This is a genomic window from Nonomuraea sp. NPDC003214 (assembly GCF_053590035.1).
In genome coordinates this window covers 805,325-819,054 of record NZ_JBSFSX010000002.1, presented here as the reverse complement: position 1 = coordinate 819,054, position 13,730 = coordinate 805,325, and the positions used below count along the sequence as shown (strand labels likewise).

Genomic DNA, 13,730 nt, shown 5'->3' with positions numbered 1-13,730 from the left:
TTATCGACACACGCCCCCCGCCGGCCAACCACGGCGGTGCTCCCCCGGCTTGCGCACAACGTATTTGTCAACCCCCGGCACTTCTGGGTAGTGGCCGGTGCATGAACGAGGGCAGGAGTGCCGGTCACGCGGCCGCCGGAGACGGCGGGCCGTCCGTGACGGTGGACGGCGCGCGCCGCCGCCACCTGGGCGATCTGTCCGACGCGGGCGCGCTCGTGGTCGACGCCCAGGGCCGGATCGTCGAGGTCAACCGGCGGGCCGCGAACCTGCTGCGCCGCCCCGCCGAGGAACTGCTCGGCCGTGACGCCCACGACCTGCTGCACCGAGGGAGGAGCGGCGAGACGCTGCCCCCGAGCGTGTGCGTGATGCGGGAGCCGTTCGTCGCGGGCCGCACCGCGCAGGGCGAGGAGGAGTGGTTCGAACGCGGCGACGGCTCGCTGATGCCGATCTCCTGGGTGGTGACCGCCTGCCGGACCGGCACCGAACGGCGGGGCGCGCTGGTGCTCTTCCACGAGGTCACCGCGTCCCCGCCCGCCGAGCCCGCGCACCCGTCCCCGGCCATGTCGGAGCTGGACCGCCTGGCCCTGCTGGCCGAGACCACCACGAGGCTCACCTCCACGCTGGACGCCGACGAGACGCTGCGCCAGCTGATCCGCCTGGTGGTGCCGCTGCTGGCCGACTGGGTGGTGGTCGACCTGCTCACCGAGGAGGGCGGCGTGACCCGCGCCGCCGTCGTCCACCACGAGAACGGCGCGCTGCGGCACCGCCGGGACCTCGAAGGCCCGATGCCGCCGGTGCCGCAGGAGTCGTCCATGCCGCTGTCGCGGGCGCTGCGCGGGGTCACGGCCGCGCTCATCGGACCGAGCACCTACCAGGGGGAGCCCGACTCCGACGTCGCGGTCATGCAGCGGAAGCTCTTCCAGGCCACGGGCATGCACTCGGCGTGCATCGCCCCGATGCGCACCGTACGTGAGGTCGTCGGCGCCATGACCCTGGGCCGTTCCGAGCGGCCCGTCCCGTTCACCGGCGCCGACCTGGTCCTGCTGGAGGACATCGCCCGCCGCGCCGGCATCGCGCTGGACAACGCCCGCCTGTACGAGCGGCAGCGCCGCGTCGCCGAGACCATGCAGCGCCACCTGCTGCCGCAGTTGCCTCGGGTGCCCGGCCTGGAGCTGGACGCCTGCTATCTGCCGGCCCCGCACGCCTCCGACGTGGGCGGCGACTGGTACGACGCGTTCGCCCTGCCCGACGGGGCGATCGGCCTGGTGATCGGCGACGTGGTCGGCCACGACCTGGACGCCGCGGCGGGCATGGCGCAGGTCTGCAACATGCTGCGCGCCTACGCCGCCGACCTGGAGGAGCGGCCCAGCAAGATCCTGAACCGGCTCGACCAGGCGGTGACCCGCATCACCGAGACCACGATGGCCACCGTCATCTTCGCCCGGGTCGAGCCCCTGGACGGCGGCTGGCGCCTGCGCTGGTCCAGCGCCGGGCACCCGCCGCCCCTGCTGATCGAGTCCGACGGCCGCTCCCGCTATCTGGAGGAGGCGGGCGGCCTGCTGCTCGGCACCGGCATCGGCACCGAGCGCCAGGACGCCGTCCTCGACCTGCCGCCCCGCGCCACCCTGCTGTTCTACACCGACGGCCTGATCGAGTCGCCCGGCCACAGCCTCGACGAGGGCATGGACCGCCTGCGGCAGCACGCCGTCTCCCTCTCCCACCACCCGCTGCCCGGCCTGTGCGACCTGCTCCTGGCCGCCGTGCGCCCCGCCAACAACGAGGACGACGTCGCCATGCTGGCCCTGCGCACGCCGGGCTGAATCCCGGCCGGCACGTGTCGCAACCCAGGTGGGGGCCCCGGCGAAGTTACCTTCGAACCGAGAAGGCACCGGGGGAAACGGGGAAGCACATGACGCAGACGGATGACTTCGTACTGGATGTCACCAGAATTCGTGACCAGGTACGCCAGAAGATGGACGAGGGGCCGATCACGCAGACGTTCGGCCATGACCCGAGCAAGGTCGTCGAGGTCCTCAACGACGTGATCGCCACCGAGGTGGTGTGCTGGCTCCGCTACACCAGGCATGCCATCTCCGCCAAGGGCATCGACCGCGCGCAGGTGGCGGAGGAGTTCACCGAGCACGCCAAGGAGGAGCTCAACCACGCCCTGCGCGCGGCCGAGCGCGTGAGCCAGCTCGGCGGCGAGCCCGATCTCGACCCGGCCAAGCTGGTCCAGCGCTCGCACACCGACTACCAGGTCCCGGAGGACACCGATCTGCGGGCCCTGCTGCAGGCCAATCTCTGGGCCGAACGCATCGTCATCTCCACCTACCAGGAGATCATCCGCTGGCTCGGCGACGGCGACCCGACCACGCGCCGGCTCATGGAGTCGATCCTCGAAGAGGAGGAGGAGCACGCCGACGACCTCACGGACCTGCTCGGGGTCTAGCCGCGCCCGCTCATTCGGGGCGGGCGCGCAGGTGGCCGTACAGGAAGGCGCGGACGCCGGCGGTGACGGTCCGGGTGATCTCGGCGTCGGTGGGCTCGGCGCCCCGGTAGGACGGATCGTGGACGGAGATCAGGAGCAGCAGGTGGACGGCCGCCCGGTCGGGGTCCTCGGCGTGCAGGAGCCCCTGCTCGTTCCAGCGCCGCAGGTGGGCGGCCAGCGCCCGGCGCACCCGTAGCGGCCCGGTCTCCTGCCAGGCGTCGATCGCGGCCTGGGGGATGTGCCCGGCTTCGGCGTTGATCTGCCGGACCAGGGCGAAGTGCCCGGCCTGCCCGTCGCCGGTGGGCGCGGTGAGCTCGCGGCCGAAGTCGACGAGGTCGGCCTCCAGGTCGGTGATCTTGCGCAGGTGGCGGTCGATGACGGCGATCTGGGCGTCGGCCGCCCGGGCGGCGCTGTCCTGGATGACGGCCTGGAACAGCTCGGCCTTGTCGGTGAAGTGGTTGTAGATCGTGCGCGTGGACACCCCGGCCGCGCGGGCGATCGTGTCGATGCCGGCGCGGGTGTAGCCGTCGCGGGCGAACACTGTCAGCGCACCGGCCAGGATCGCCCTGCGCCTGTCTTCCCGGGTCATCCGGAACCCTTCCCAAAGTGCAATACACGTTTTACTTTTTGCCATGCCCGTTGTACTTTACCGGAGGTCCGGCCACCGGACCGCCGTACCGGAGCATGAGGAGACAGACGTGATCAGGATCGCCGTCGTCGTCGGCAGCACCCGCCCCCACCGCCGCACCGCCGTCGCCGCCCGCTGGGTCGCCGAGGCCGCCGCCCGCCACCCCGCCGTCGCGGCGGGCGAGGCCGCCTTCGAGGTCGTGGACCTCGCCGAGTACGACCTGCCGGTGCTGGACGAGCCGGCGCCCGCCCTGTTCGGCGACTACCGGCACCCGCACACGCACCGCTGGGCCCAGACCGTCGCCTCCTTCGACGGGTTCGTGTTCGTCACCCCGGAGTACAACCACTCCGCCCCCGCCGCGCTGAAGAACGCCATCGACTTCCTGTACGCCGAATGGGCCGACAAGGCGGCCGGCTTCGTCAGCCACGGCGTCCACGGCGGCGTACGCGCGGTCGAGCACCTGCGGCAGGTCATGACCGAGCTCGGCGCGGCCAACGTGCGCACCCAGGTAGCGCTGTCGGCGTTCACCGACTTCGAGACCACCGGCCCCACCGACCCCGGCGTGATCGCCCCCGGCCCGCACCAGGAGTCCACGCTGATGGAGCTGCTGGACGAGGTCATCGCCTGGTCCGGAGCGCTCAGGACCCTGCGCGCACCGGCCACGGCGGCCTGACCGGCTCCCTGACCTGCTCCCCGGCCGCGCCCCGGCTGGGATCATCCGTCGCCGCGGAAGGCGGGCCGTCCGATGCGCTGGGGGCTGTACCTGCCGCCCTTCGGGGAACTGGCCGATCCTCGGGTGCTGGCCGAGCTGGGGGCCCGGGCGGAGGCGGCCGGGTTCGACGGGGTGTTCCTCTGGGATCACGTGGTACGGCCCGAGCGTCCCGGGCTGGAGGTGGACGACGCGTGGATCGGGCTGGCGGCGATCGCGGCGGCCACCCGGCGGCTGATCATCGGGACCAGGATCACGCCGCTGTCGCGGCGCGGGCCGCAGGTCGTGGCGCGGCAGGGGGTGGCGCTCGACCAGCTCAGCGGCGGGCGGTTCGTGCTGGGGGTGGGCCTCGGGTCCCGAGCATCACCCGCCAGCTCGCCCCCGTGTAGGCCCGCCGCCCGTGCCGTCAGGTCAGCAGCCCACCCTCCGGCTGCTCAGCGCGATGTCGTCGAGCCACACGTCGTAGCCGGAGGGCTCCGGGTCCGCCTGGTAGAGCTGCCAGCCCAGCTTGACCGTGTCGAAGCGGGGGAAGACGAAGTCCACCGGGTTGCCGCCGTGCTCCCGGGTGGACACGGTGAGCTCCGGCTTGGCCACCCCGTCGAACCAGAGCGAGACACGGTTGTCGCCGGCGTCCAGGTGCCACTCGACGCACGTCCACCTCCCAGCGACGGAGGGCGCGGTGGTCCGCCAGTTCGTCCAGTCCCCGGTGGGGCCGCCGTCCGCGCCGACGCCCCAGTAGGCGGCTCCCCCGTGCGGCGGCGGCGCGTACTGGCCGCCGAGCGGGCGGACGATCTCCGGCCCGTCGCCGGTCGCCTCGACCAGCGTGTAGTGCGCCCAGTCGGGCGCGACCGGGAACGCGCCGACCCGCAGCCGTACGCGCCCGTAGAAGCTGTTGCCCGGCGCGGCGAAGTCGTCCACCTTCAGGAACGCCCGGCCGTTGCCCTCGGTGTGCACCCGCAGCACCTTCTGCCCCCGCCGCCCGGCGCGCTCGACGGTGAGCGTGCCGTGCCTGGTGTCGATCCCCCAGCGGAGACTGCTCGCGCCGCCGACGGGCATGGCCTGGAAGTCCTCGCAGAACAGCAGGTCCGCCTTCGCGCACGTACGCGCGTCCGGGTGGGCCGAGGCGGAGGAGGCCACCAGGGCGGCCGTCAGCGGCACCATCGACAAGGACACAACGGCGCGGGCCGGCCAGCTACGCACGAGGACTCCCTTTGACGCGGACGTGGGGCGAGCGGGAGTAAAGTACGCCATCCGGCGCCCGGAAGCGGGCGCCGAGCAGCCTCCCCGGGCAACGGCCCTGGTGACGAGGCCGCAGCCGGAGAAACTTTCAGCGGCCGGGCAGAGTGGGACGCTCCTGGCGGATCCACTCCTGATCCAGTCGCACCCCGCTCTCCGACTCGATGACCGCCAGGCAGACCGCGTGGCGATACCGGGCATCCTGGGCGTCGTCGTCGAGGTCGTAGGCGTGGAACAGCCCGGCGTGCGGGGCCATCGGCCCCAGCCCGGCGGTCCAGCCCTCCCGGGGCTCGTACGGGTCCCAGCCACCGATCACCTCGCCGTCGGCCCAGAGCAGCATCGTGAAGCCGGCGTTGACGTCCCAGCTGACCACCCAGACGCGGGCACCGGCACTGAGCGGCTCCATCAGCTCAGGCAGCAGGCCGGCGAAGCCTCCGATCTGGAGGATCGCGACACAGTCCGCCGCCTGGCCGAGCGACAGGGCCTCGTCGGCCGCGTCCAGCGCAGGCATCCGGCGCAGCTCCTCGGGGCGGCCACCTAGCCTGGTGACCGCCTCCTCCACGGTGAGCGTTCCGGTCAGGGGCTGGACCACGATCCAGCAGACGTCGTCGGGCAGGACGGTTTCGGCGATCTCGGTGTAAAGAGCGATGAGCTCCGCGGCCATGGTCTCTCCTGTCCCTCTGACGGTCTCCGGTGGGGCGGGCTAGCCGCGGATCGTGACGCGGTCACCCTTGGGGGCGCGGACCGGTGAGTGGTCGGCGAAGTACGACGCCAGCGCGCCCCGGTCGTCGGGGCCGTTGTGGGCGACGCTGTTGTCGGGCCAGTTCCACTGCGGGAAGCCCTCCCAGCCGCCGGCCAGGATGTAGTTGGCGGCGACCTTGATCACCTGCGTGTCGGTCACCGGCGCGCCGTTCAGCGTGAGCGCCGTGACCTCCCCGTTCGCCAGCGTGTAGCGCAGCCCGGCGGAGGGGGTCAGCACGCCGCGCTCCTTGTTCGCGTGGCCCAGGAGCCACTTGAGCTGGGAGCCGTTCATGGACCAGGTGTCGACGTGGAGGCCCCTCGGCTGCGTGGCGTACAGCTGCTCGTACGTGACGGGCCCCTTCTTGATCTCGGCGCCGGGTGAGCGGACCGCGTGCTTGCTGACCAGGGCGATCTGCGCGCCGGACACGGGCTGGACCGCTTCGAGCATGGCGTCGGCCACCAGCTCGGCCACCGGGCCGCCGCCCCAGCTGTCGCGCTTGATGTCGTCGGCGGCGACGCCGATCTGCTTGCTGCCCTTCGGCCCCGCGCACTCGAAGTAGTAGATGATGTTCGTCCTGAGCCGGTCGGCCTGGTTGAACTCGATCTGCAGCGAGTACGTGGTCGACTCCTGGTCCAGGCTCAGCGTCTCCAGCACGGCGTTGTGGACCGGGCCGTGGTCGGCCGGGACGTCGAGCTTCTTCCACTCCTTGGCGCCGACGAGGCGGTACTGGATCGACTGCGCGCCCGCGGGTATGCCTTCGAGCCGGCCGTGGAGCTTGAAGGTCAGCGGGCACTTGGACGCGGTGGTGCGCTCGAAGGCGATGCGGGCCTTGCCCACCAGATTCGGGAGCGGGCTCTCGGTGCCGGTCGGGGCCGGGCTCGGGGCCGGGCTCGACGTGGGCGCAGGCGTGGCCGTGGGGGTCGGCGCCGGTGTGGCCGTCTCGTACTCGGCGGAGGTCTTCACGCTGTGCCAGACGTCGCCGGTGTACGTGTCGCCGCCGGTGCAGGTGACGGCGAACGGCGCCTTCCCGGAGGTCTTCCTCGCCGGGCCGAGCACCCGGACGGCGCCCCAGCCGGAGGCGTCGCCGGTGACCTTGAGCGACGTGGACAGCCGGACGGTCCTGATCCCCTTGCCGCCGACCCGGTATGTCCTGACCTTGCTCCTGTCGCCGTCGCTGAACGTCCACTGATACTTCAGCGCGACGGGGGCCTTGACTTTCACCGTGGTGGACATCGTCACGGTCACCGGACAGGCGCCGGTCTGCGTTTTCGGCGTCGCGGAGACGGGCCCGAACACTATCGATTTCGGCGCTGCCGGCGCACTGGTGGCGAGCACTCCGGAAGCCAGGGCGACCACGGCCGCGACCGCGCCGATCCGGCGTCCGGCTCTGGTTAAGAATTTCACAGGATTCCTCTCATTGATCATGACTGGAGAATCCTGACAGAGGTTTATCACTGCGAAATAACAATGGCGTTCGGCCGAAATTGAGTCTTGTATGGTTTAACAATTCCGGGGCCAATCACGTGTGACAGTGCGCCGCGAGCCGGGGCGGCTCGGTCACCTTTGCCGGGCGCCGTCCGTCATGCCGGGGACTGAACACCTACGAAAGGTTCTGGCATGAGCAACACGGACGTTCACGGAACGGTCGCGGACGGCTTCGAGCAGGTGCGGGAGACGTTCGCCCGGGTCGTGGCCGAGCATGACATCCCCGCGCAGCTCGCCGCGTACGCGCACGGCCGGCAGGTGGTGGATCTGTGGGCCGGGGACGACGAGGCGGGCGGCGACGCGCTTACTGCGGTCTACTCCTCCACCAAGGGCGCCGCGTCGCTGGTGGCGGCGCTGCTGGTGCAGGAGGGGGTCCTGGACCTGGATGAGCCGGTGGCCGCGCGGTGGCCGGAGTTCGCCGCCGCCGGGAAGGGCGGGATCACGCTGCGGGACGTGCTGACGCACCGTTCCGGCGTGATCGGCGTGGACGGCGGGCTGTCGGCGGCCGAGCTGGCCGACGACGCGGTGATCGCGCAACGCCTGGCCGGGCAGCGCCCGTACTGGCGGCCGGGCTCGGCCTACGGCTACGGCGGGTTCGTCACGTTCGCCCTGGTGAACGAGGTGATCCGGCGGGCGACCGGCCGGTCGTTGCAGCAGGTCTACGAGGAGCGCGTGCGGGCCCCGTACGGGCTGGACCTCTACCTGGGACTGCCCGAGGAGCAGGAGAGCCGGTTCCGGCCGATCGAGTGGTGGACCGCCACGCCGGAGCAGGAGGCCGCGTTCTGGTCGAACGTGCCGGGGCCGCACAGCATCCTCGGCATCGGGTACGGGCTCAACAGCACGCCGCCGCTGGACCAGGCCGCCTTCGTCAACACCCGCGCGGTGCGCGCGAACGGCCAGGCGTCGGCCGGCGGGGTGGGCAGCGCCCGCGGCCTGGCCGGGCTGTACGCGGCGGCGATGTGGGGGCTGAACGGCCGGCCGCCGCTGCTCAAGCCGGACACGATCGGCGCATTCGCCCAGCTCCACTCCGTCGGCGCCGACCTGGTCCGCGGCGACCAGGGCAACTACGCGGTCGGCTTCCAGGCCAAGGGCCTGCGGTACGGGTTCCTCAGCGCGAACGCGTTCGGCCACGACGGCTCGGCGGGCTCGGAGTCCTTCGCCGACCCGATGAACGGCATCGCCTTCGGCTACACGCGCCGCCGCTTCGGCTTCGGCTGGTCCTACCCCGAACATGATCTGCTCGCCGCCGCGCTCCACCGCGCCGTCACCGCCTGAGGTCCCCGAGAAATGACTACGCGAACCGCCCCCCGGACCGAGACGCGCGGCCTGGCCCTGCTGGTCATCGCCGCCGCGCAACTGCTGATGGTGATGGACGGCACCATCGTGACCGTGGGCCTGCCCGTCATCGGGGCCGGGCTCGGCATCGCCGAGACGGACCTCGACTGGGTGCTCACCTCCTACGCCCTGGCCTTCGGCGGCCTGCTGCTGGCCGGCGGGCGCGCCGGTGACCTGTTCGGGCGGCGCAGGCTGTTCCGCGCCGGACTGGTCGTGTTCCTGGCCGCCTCCCTGCTGGGCGGCCTGGCCGGCAACGCCGCCGTGCTGATCGCCGCCCGGGTGCTGCAGGGCGTCGGCGCGGCGATCGTCGCCCCGGCGGCGCTGTCCCTGCTCACCGACACCTTCCCCGCCGGGCCGGAGCGCAACAAGGCGCTCGGCGTCTACGGCGCGATGGGCGGCCTGGGCTCCGTCGCCGGCCTGCTGCTCGGCGGCGCGCTGACGGAGTATCTGGGCTGGCGCTGGATCATGTTCGTGAACGTGCCCATCGCGCTGCTGGTCCTGGCCGGCACGTTCGCCCTGATGCCGGGCACCCGCGAGCGCGGCGGCCTCGACCTGCCCGGCGCGGTCACCGTGACGCTCGCCCTCGGCTCCCTGGTGTACGCGATCAACCGGGCCGGCTCCCACGGCGTCGGCGACGGACTCACCCTCGCCTTCGCCGCGGCCACCGCCGCGCTGCTGGCCGCGTTCGTGCTCATCCAGCGCAAGGCCCGCGCCCCGATGCTGCCCCCGGGCGTGCTCGCCGACCGGGGCAGGCTCGGCGCCAACCTGGTCATGCTGCTCATGGGCGCCGGGCAGCTGGCCACGTTCTACTTCCTCACCCTCTACATGCAGGCGATCAACCAGTACTCGCCCATGATCACCGGGCTGGCGTACCTGCCGTTCGCGATCGGCATCGGCCTCGGCTCCGGCGTCGCCGGGCCCCGGTTGCAGGCCCGTGCGTCCACGCGGACGGTCCTGATCACCGGGATGGCCGTGGCCGCCGTGGCGATGGGCTGGTTCAGCCTGCTGACCCCGGGCCAGAACCCGCTCCTGGTGCTCCTGCCCGCCCAGCTCGTCGCCGGGATCGGCCTCGGCATCGGCTTCGTCGCCGCCACCATCGGCGGCGTCCACGGCGTCACCGCGAGCCATTCGGGCATCGCCTCCGGCCTGGTCAACACCAGCCAGCAGATCGGCGGCGCCCTCGGCCTGGCCGTCCTGGCCGGCGTCGCCGTCGCCGCGACCGCGAGCCGGCCGGCGGGCACTCCCCTGCACGACGCGCTGACCAGCGGCTACACGGCCGGGATGCTCGGCGCGGGCGGCTTCTACCTGGCCGCCATCCTCACCGCCGCGCTCCTCCTCCGGCCCCGTACCGCGCCGGACTGAAGCGCCGTGCCGGAAGGCGCCGGGACGTCAGGACATCAGGGTGCAGTTGTCGGCGCCGAGCTGGCTGTTCCACAGGAACGTCCACCCGCAGTCGTACGTCCCGGCCGCCTCACCGAAGCGGATCGTGACGCTCGTGCCGCTGTGGCCGTCGCACCCGTATCCCGACACTTCGTAGTATCCGCCGCCGGTCGGCGTGCGGCCCCCCGAGAAGCAGACGGCGTCGGCGGCCACCGCGTGGCCGGGGACGGCCCCCAGCGCCACGGTGAGGGCCGCCGCACCCAGGGCGGCCGCCAGATTGGCTGATCGCATGGTGGTGCCTCCTTTTTTGTCCGCCATTCCTGTTCCGCCAGGAACGGTAGTCAGCCGGGAGCGGCCCGCCCAGAGGCATCCGTCACCAGTGCGCGTGGATTCGTCACAATCCGGGCGTGGCCCCGGTGAGCTGGGCGTGCAGGCCCCTGCACGCGTGGACGATGCGGGTGTACGGCGGCGCGGTCGGCAGCGGCCTCCTGGTGGTGCCGCCGTATCCGGAGGCGGGCGACAGCGGGGCGCTCGGGCCGCTGCCCGACCTGGCCGTCGGCGGTCCCGGGCGTTATCGGCTGCGCGTCCACGCGCGCACGCGGGAACGGGACGAGGACGATCCCGGCGCTCCGGTCGAGGATCACCTGCTCGTCGCCTTCCCGCTCCGGTCACCGGGGAAGCTCGCCCGCTGACCGGGTCAGGTGACGACGGCGCGGGCCAGAAGGCGTTGCAGGGCGTCCTGCTCCTCGGCGGACAGCGGCGCCAGCGGGGACTCCTCGGCGAGCAGGCCCAGCAGGCGCTCGCGCAGCTCGGCGCCCGAGGGCGTCAGGACGAGCTGCTTGGCTCGGCGGTTGCCGGGGTGCGGATGGCGTTCGAGGTAGCCCTGTTCTTCTAGGCGGTCGGCGACGAAGGTGGCGTTGGAGGGCTCGCAGCTCATGCGTTCGGCCAGCTCGCGCAGGGTCATGGGGCCGGTGAGCTCGCGCAGCGCGACGCCCTGCGAGGCGGTGAGGCCGAGGGCGGCCGCGCGGACCCGGACGTGCGCCTCGATCTGCTTGGCCAGGCCGCTGATCAGGCCGCACAGCTCGCGGTCGGCCTGGGCCTGCGTCTCGGGGTCGCCGGTCATGGCGCAACTCTACTACAACTCGAATGATTGCAAATAGAACCGTTCTAGTTGTAACTTTCTGTCGGCGCCGCCGTCCAGGGCGGCGTTCCCCCTGAGCACCGAGGCAGGAATCATGGTGACGACGACCGCTTTCGACCGCGCACGGCTGAGCCGCGCGCCCCGCGTCCGTTCGCTCGACCTGGGCGGCCTGACGGTCACGTACGTCCCGGACGGGCTGGTCCGGCTCAAGCCGGGCGGCTGGCTGCCCGCCGCCACCGACGCCGACTGGGCCCGCCACCGCGACCACCTCGACGGCGACGGCCTCCTCGTCGCGGGCATCGGCGCCCTGCTCGTCGAGCGCGGCGACCGCGCGATGCTCGTCGACGCCGGGTTCGGGCCCGAATCCCGCCCCGACGACCCGGACAACCCGCTGCTGGGCAAGCTGTACGGTGGCGGCCTGCTGGACAGCCTGCGCGACCTGGGCCGCGACCCGGAGCGGATCGAGGCCGTCGCCATCACCCACCTGCACAGCGACCATTTGGGCTGGGCCTGGAGCAACGCTCCCGGCCGGGACGCGCCTCCGTTCGCGCACGCCGCCCACCTGGTCGCGGCGCCGGAATGGGCGCGGCGCGACCTCGCCGGCGACCCCCGGCTCGCCGTCCTGGAACCCCGGGTGCGCCCGGTCGAGGACGGCGAGGAGATCTTCCCCGGCGTCCGCGCCTCGTTCGCCCCCGGGCACACCGTCGGGCACACCGCCTACACGATCACCGGGAGCGACCGGCGGCTCATCGCGTTCGGCGACGCCCTGCACGCGCCCGTCCAGGTCACCCACCCCGAATGGTCGTGCGGGATCGACCACGACCCCGTCGAGTCCGCCCGGCACCGCCGCCGCCTCGTCGAGGAGCTGAGCCGCCCCGGCACCATCGGCTACGGCGGCCACTTCGCCGACGTGGTCTTCGGCCGGGCCGAGCCGGGCCCCGGCGGCCGGTTCGGCTGGGTCCCCGTCGCCTGACACTCAGCCCGGGCGGGTCAGCCTCCGACGAGCGGGACGAGCTTGATGAACGACACCACCGGGTCGGCGGTGAGGTCGACGACCTCGGCCAGGTCCTCGACCTGGCGGTCCCCGACCAGCAGCACGAACCCGTTGCGCAGGAAGGCCCGCTCGGCGGCGTCCGCCTGCTTCTCCCAGTCGAGCCGGCGCGGCCCGTTCAGCTCCGCCTCGGCCGCCGACGGGCGGACCAGGCCGGTGAAGCGGGCCTCCGGGCGGGCGTTGTGCCGGGCGACCTCCTCCCTGACACGCAGCCGCAGCAGCTCCCGGGCCGGGATGCTCTCCGGCAGGCCGGGCAGCTCGAACTCGGCCAGCGGTCTCCCGGCTGCCGTCTCGTCGCGAAAGGTGACCGTCGCCATCCCGCAGCTCCATGCGTCGAGGGAACCTTGCGAGATCATCGATATCAGCCGGGGCCGACAGGAACGGGACCGCTCACGTCCCGGGGTCCCGTGGCGGTGACGGGTTGCGCCACGGCCAGTGGCCCTCCAGCTCGACCTGGAGGGAGAGGCTGAGGAAGGTCCGCACGAGGACGACGGCGGCCAGGACGCCCACCGACTGGAACGTGGGCGCGATGGCCACGGTCTTGATGATGTCGGCGGCGACCAGCAGCTCCAGGCCGAGCAGGATGGTCCGCCCGACGGCACGGCGGTAGGCGGGGTAGGCGGTGGCGGCCCGCTGGCGTGCCGCGCGCCGCCAGAAGGAGACGCTGGCGATGACCGTCCCGGCCACGATGACGAGCACGCCGAGCAGGTCGAGCAGCGTGCCGGACGCCTCGATGAACTGCTTGACCGGCTGCAGCTCCACGATCTCCCCCGTCGTTCACGCGCCATCGTACGGACGAGAAGACGGCAGATCCGGGTGCCGTCGCGCCACGGGACGCAAATTCGCGGTCAAGCCACGACACCCCGGCTGACCTGCGGCGATGCTGGCTAGAGTGGTGACGCATGAGCATCTGGTTGCCGCTGGGGGCCGTGCGCCGGCTCGCGGGCGCGGTGGTCATCGGGGTGGCAGCGGGCGTCGCCGTCGGGGTGCCGGCCGACGCCCCGCTGGGGATCCTGACCGGCATCGCCGTGACGGAGCTGATCTTCGTGCTGGCGGGCTGGGCGGTGATGTGGCCGATGGACGCGGCGGCCACCCACCGCAACGCGCGGCGCGAGGACTTCCTGCCCATCGTGGAGGAGATCGTCGTGGTCACGGTGGCGCTGTGCGGGCTGGTCGCGATCGTGCTGCTGCTCGTGCGCGGGGAGCCCGACGCCGGCCACGCCGCCGCCGCGACCGCGCTGTTCGGCGTCTTCCTGGCGTGGGCGGCGCTGCATCTGATGTACGCGGCCCGCTACGCGTACGTGTACTACACGGCGTCGGGCGGGATCGACTTCAACTCGGAGCAGCCGCCGGCCTACCGGGACTTCTTCTACTTCAGCTACAACCTCGGCATGACCTATCAGGTGTCGGACACCGACGTGTCGAGCTCGGCCATCCGCTCGATCGTGCTGCGGCACACGCTGCTGTCGTACGTGTTCGGCACCAGCATCCTGGCCACCGCGATCAACCTCGTCATGGGCATGGTGACAGGCTGA

17 protein-coding genes and 1 pseudogene are annotated in these 13,730 nt (G+C 72.4%); 10 read left to right on the top strand and 8 right to left on the bottom strand.

Annotated elements, in window-relative coordinates:
• Positions 1-101: 101 nt before the first annotated feature.
• Together ACWDXC_RS08865 and ACWDXC_RS08860 are read left to right on the top strand one after the other, a co-directional pair.
• Positions 102-1,820 (top strand): SpoIIE family protein phosphatase, encoded by a 1,719-nt coding sequence (locus ACWDXC_RS08865; RefSeq protein ID WP_449979706.1) that lies wholly within the window; start codon positions 102-104, stop codon positions 1,818-1,820.
• Between the two features lie 89 nt (positions 1,821-1,909).
• Complete coding sequence (locus ACWDXC_RS08860; protein WP_219503665.1) at positions 1,910-2,449, top strand: DUF892 family protein; 540 nt, start codon at positions 1,910-1,912, stop codon at positions 2,447-2,449.
• Between the two features lie 10 nt (positions 2,450-2,459).
• On the opposite strand, the gene ACWDXC_RS08855 is transcribed toward ACWDXC_RS08860, so the two are convergent.
• The gene (locus tag ACWDXC_RS08855; protein WP_449979703.1) at positions 2,460-3,077 is read right to left on the bottom strand and encodes a TetR/AcrR family transcriptional regulator; all 618 of its coding nucleotides are present in this window, start codon (positions 3,075-3,077) and stop codon (positions 2,460-2,462) included.
• A 109-nt stretch (positions 3,078-3,186) separates the two neighbouring features.
• Between ACWDXC_RS08855 and ACWDXC_RS08850 the strand changes: the two genes are divergently transcribed.
• Positions 3,187-3,789, top strand: coding sequence for an NADPH-dependent FMN reductase (locus tag ACWDXC_RS08850; RefSeq protein ID WP_449979701.1), 603 nt, complete (start codon positions 3,187-3,189; stop codon positions 3,787-3,789).
• 72 nt (positions 3,790-3,861) lie between these two features.
• Positions 3,862-4,128 (top strand): annotated as a pseudogene (locus ACWDXC_RS08845) (LLM class flavin-dependent oxidoreductase); the annotation flags it as partial.
• A gap of 108 nt (positions 4,129-4,236) precedes the next feature.
• Here ACWDXC_RS08845 and ACWDXC_RS08840 read toward each other — a convergent pair.
• The 3 genes from ACWDXC_RS08840 to ACWDXC_RS08830 all read right to left on the bottom strand — a co-directional run bounded on the left by ACWDXC_RS08840 (position 4,237) and on the right by ACWDXC_RS08830 (position 7,024).
• The gene (locus ACWDXC_RS08840) at positions 4,237-5,025 is read right to left on the bottom strand and encodes a hypothetical protein (protein WP_449979699.1); all 789 of its coding nucleotides are present in this window, start codon (positions 5,023-5,025) and stop codon (positions 4,237-4,239) included.
• Between the two features lie 127 nt (positions 5,026-5,152).
• Positions 5,153-5,725, bottom strand: coding sequence for a DUF6461 domain-containing protein (locus tag ACWDXC_RS08835; RefSeq protein WP_449979697.1), 573 nt, complete (start codon positions 5,723-5,725; stop codon positions 5,153-5,155).
• Between the two features lie 39 nt (positions 5,726-5,764).
• A complete protein-coding gene (locus ACWDXC_RS08830; protein ID WP_449979694.1) occupies positions 5,765-7,024 on the bottom strand; it encodes a 5'-nucleotidase C-terminal domain-containing protein in 1,260 nt (419 codons plus the stop codon).
• Position 7,025: 1 nt separating this feature from the next.
• Here ACWDXC_RS08830 and ACWDXC_RS08825 point away from each other — a divergent pair, with 1 nt between their 5' ends.
• The 3 genes from ACWDXC_RS08825 to ACWDXC_RS08815 all read left to right on the top strand — a co-directional run bounded on the left by ACWDXC_RS08825 (position 7,026) and on the right by ACWDXC_RS08815 (position 9,985).
• Positions 7,026-7,244, top strand: a complete 219-nt coding sequence (locus ACWDXC_RS08825) for a hypothetical protein (protein ID WP_449979692.1) — start codon at positions 7,026-7,028, stop codon at positions 7,242-7,244.
• 176 nt (positions 7,245-7,420) lie between these two features.
• The gene (locus tag ACWDXC_RS08820; RefSeq protein ID WP_219503636.1) at positions 7,421-8,563 is read left to right on the top strand and encodes a serine hydrolase domain-containing protein; all 1,143 of its coding nucleotides are present in this window, start codon (positions 7,421-7,423) and stop codon (positions 8,561-8,563) included.
• Positions 8,564-8,575: 12 nt separating this feature from the next.
• Positions 8,576-9,985, top strand: coding sequence for an MFS transporter (locus tag ACWDXC_RS08815; protein ID WP_449979688.1), 1,410 nt, complete (start codon positions 8,576-8,578; stop codon positions 9,983-9,985).
• A 27-nt stretch (positions 9,986-10,012) separates the two neighbouring features.
• Here the strand turns inward: ACWDXC_RS08815 and ACWDXC_RS08810 are convergent, their stop codons facing one another.
• Complete coding sequence (locus ACWDXC_RS08810; protein WP_449979686.1) at positions 10,013-10,294, bottom strand: hypothetical protein; 282 nt, start codon at positions 10,292-10,294, stop codon at positions 10,013-10,015.
• A 116-nt stretch (positions 10,295-10,410) separates the two neighbouring features.
• Here ACWDXC_RS08810 and ACWDXC_RS08805 point away from each other — a divergent pair, with 116 nt between their 5' ends.
• Positions 10,411-10,695 carry a hypothetical protein gene (locus tag ACWDXC_RS08805; protein ID WP_449979683.1) on the top strand — a complete coding sequence of 95 codons (285 nt, stop codon included), beginning with the start codon at positions 10,411-10,413 and terminating at the stop codon, positions 10,693-10,695.
• A 5-nt stretch (positions 10,696-10,700) separates the two neighbouring features.
• On the opposite strand, the gene ACWDXC_RS08800 is transcribed toward ACWDXC_RS08805, so the two are convergent.
• Complete coding sequence (locus ACWDXC_RS08800; protein WP_449979680.1) at positions 10,701-11,126, bottom strand: MarR family winged helix-turn-helix transcriptional regulator; 426 nt, start codon at positions 11,124-11,126, stop codon at positions 10,701-10,703.
• Positions 11,127-11,238: 112 nt separating this feature from the next.
• On the opposite strand from ACWDXC_RS08800, the gene ACWDXC_RS08795 reads away from it, so the two are divergent.
• Positions 11,239-12,117, top strand: a complete 879-nt coding sequence (locus ACWDXC_RS08795) for an MBL fold metallo-hydrolase (RefSeq protein ID WP_449979677.1) — start codon at positions 11,239-11,241, stop codon at positions 12,115-12,117.
• A 17-nt stretch (positions 12,118-12,134) separates the two neighbouring features.
• On the opposite strand, the gene ACWDXC_RS08790 is transcribed toward ACWDXC_RS08795, so the two are convergent.
• A complete protein-coding gene (locus tag ACWDXC_RS08790; RefSeq protein ID WP_449979674.1) occupies positions 12,135-12,512 on the bottom strand; it encodes a hypothetical protein in 378 nt (125 codons plus the stop codon).
• Positions 12,513-12,585: 73 nt separating this feature from the next.
• Positions 12,586-12,957 (bottom strand): DUF1622 domain-containing protein, encoded by a 372-nt coding sequence (locus ACWDXC_RS08785; protein WP_308126223.1) that lies wholly within the window; start codon positions 12,955-12,957, stop codon positions 12,586-12,588.
• Positions 12,958-13,097: 140 nt separating this feature from the next.
• Between ACWDXC_RS08785 and ACWDXC_RS08780 the strand changes: the two genes are divergently transcribed.
• A complete protein-coding gene (locus tag ACWDXC_RS08780; protein WP_449979670.1) occupies positions 13,098-13,730 on the top strand; it encodes a DUF1345 domain-containing protein in 633 nt (210 codons plus the stop codon).

What these genes read in the sequence shown, in the direction of transcription:
- ACWDXC_RS08865 (WP_449979706.1), top strand. Translation starts at nt 102, where the DNA reads ATGAACGAGGGCAGGAGTGCCGGTCACGCGGCCGCCGGAGACGGCGGG.
- ACWDXC_RS08860 (WP_219503665.1), top strand. Translation starts at nt 1,910, where the DNA reads ATGACGCAGACGGATGACTTCGTACTGGATGTCACCAGAATTCGTGAC.
- ACWDXC_RS08855 (WP_449979703.1), bottom strand. Translation starts at nt 3,077, where the DNA reads ATGACCCGGGAAGACAGGCGCAGGGCGATCCTGGCCGGTGCGCTGACA.
- ACWDXC_RS08835 (WP_449979697.1), bottom strand. Translation starts at nt 5,725, where the DNA reads ATGGCCGCGGAGCTCATCGCTCTTTACACCGAGATCGCCGAAACCGTC.
- ACWDXC_RS08820 (WP_219503636.1), top strand. Translation starts at nt 7,421, where the DNA reads ATGAGCAACACGGACGTTCACGGAACGGTCGCGGACGGCTTCGAGCAG.
- ACWDXC_RS08815 (WP_449979688.1), top strand. Translation starts at nt 8,576, where the DNA reads ATGACTACGCGAACCGCCCCCCGGACCGAGACGCGCGGCCTGGCCCTG.
- ACWDXC_RS08810 (WP_449979686.1), bottom strand. Translation starts at nt 10,294, where the DNA reads ATGCGATCAGCCAATCTGGCGGCCGCCCTGGGTGCGGCGGCCCTCACC.
- ACWDXC_RS08800 (WP_449979680.1), bottom strand. Translation starts at nt 11,126, where the DNA reads ATGACCGGCGACCCCGAGACGCAGGCCCAGGCCGACCGCGAGCTGTGC.
- ACWDXC_RS08795 (WP_449979677.1), top strand. Translation starts at nt 11,239, where the DNA reads ATGGTGACGACGACCGCTTTCGACCGCGCACGGCTGAGCCGCGCGCCC.
- ACWDXC_RS08790 (WP_449979674.1), bottom strand. Translation starts at nt 12,512, where the DNA reads ATGGCGACGGTCACCTTTCGCGACGAGACGGCAGCCGGGAGACCGCTG.
- ACWDXC_RS08780 (WP_449979670.1), top strand. Translation starts at nt 13,098, where the DNA reads ATGAGCATCTGGTTGCCGCTGGGGGCCGTGCGCCGGCTCGCGGGCGCG.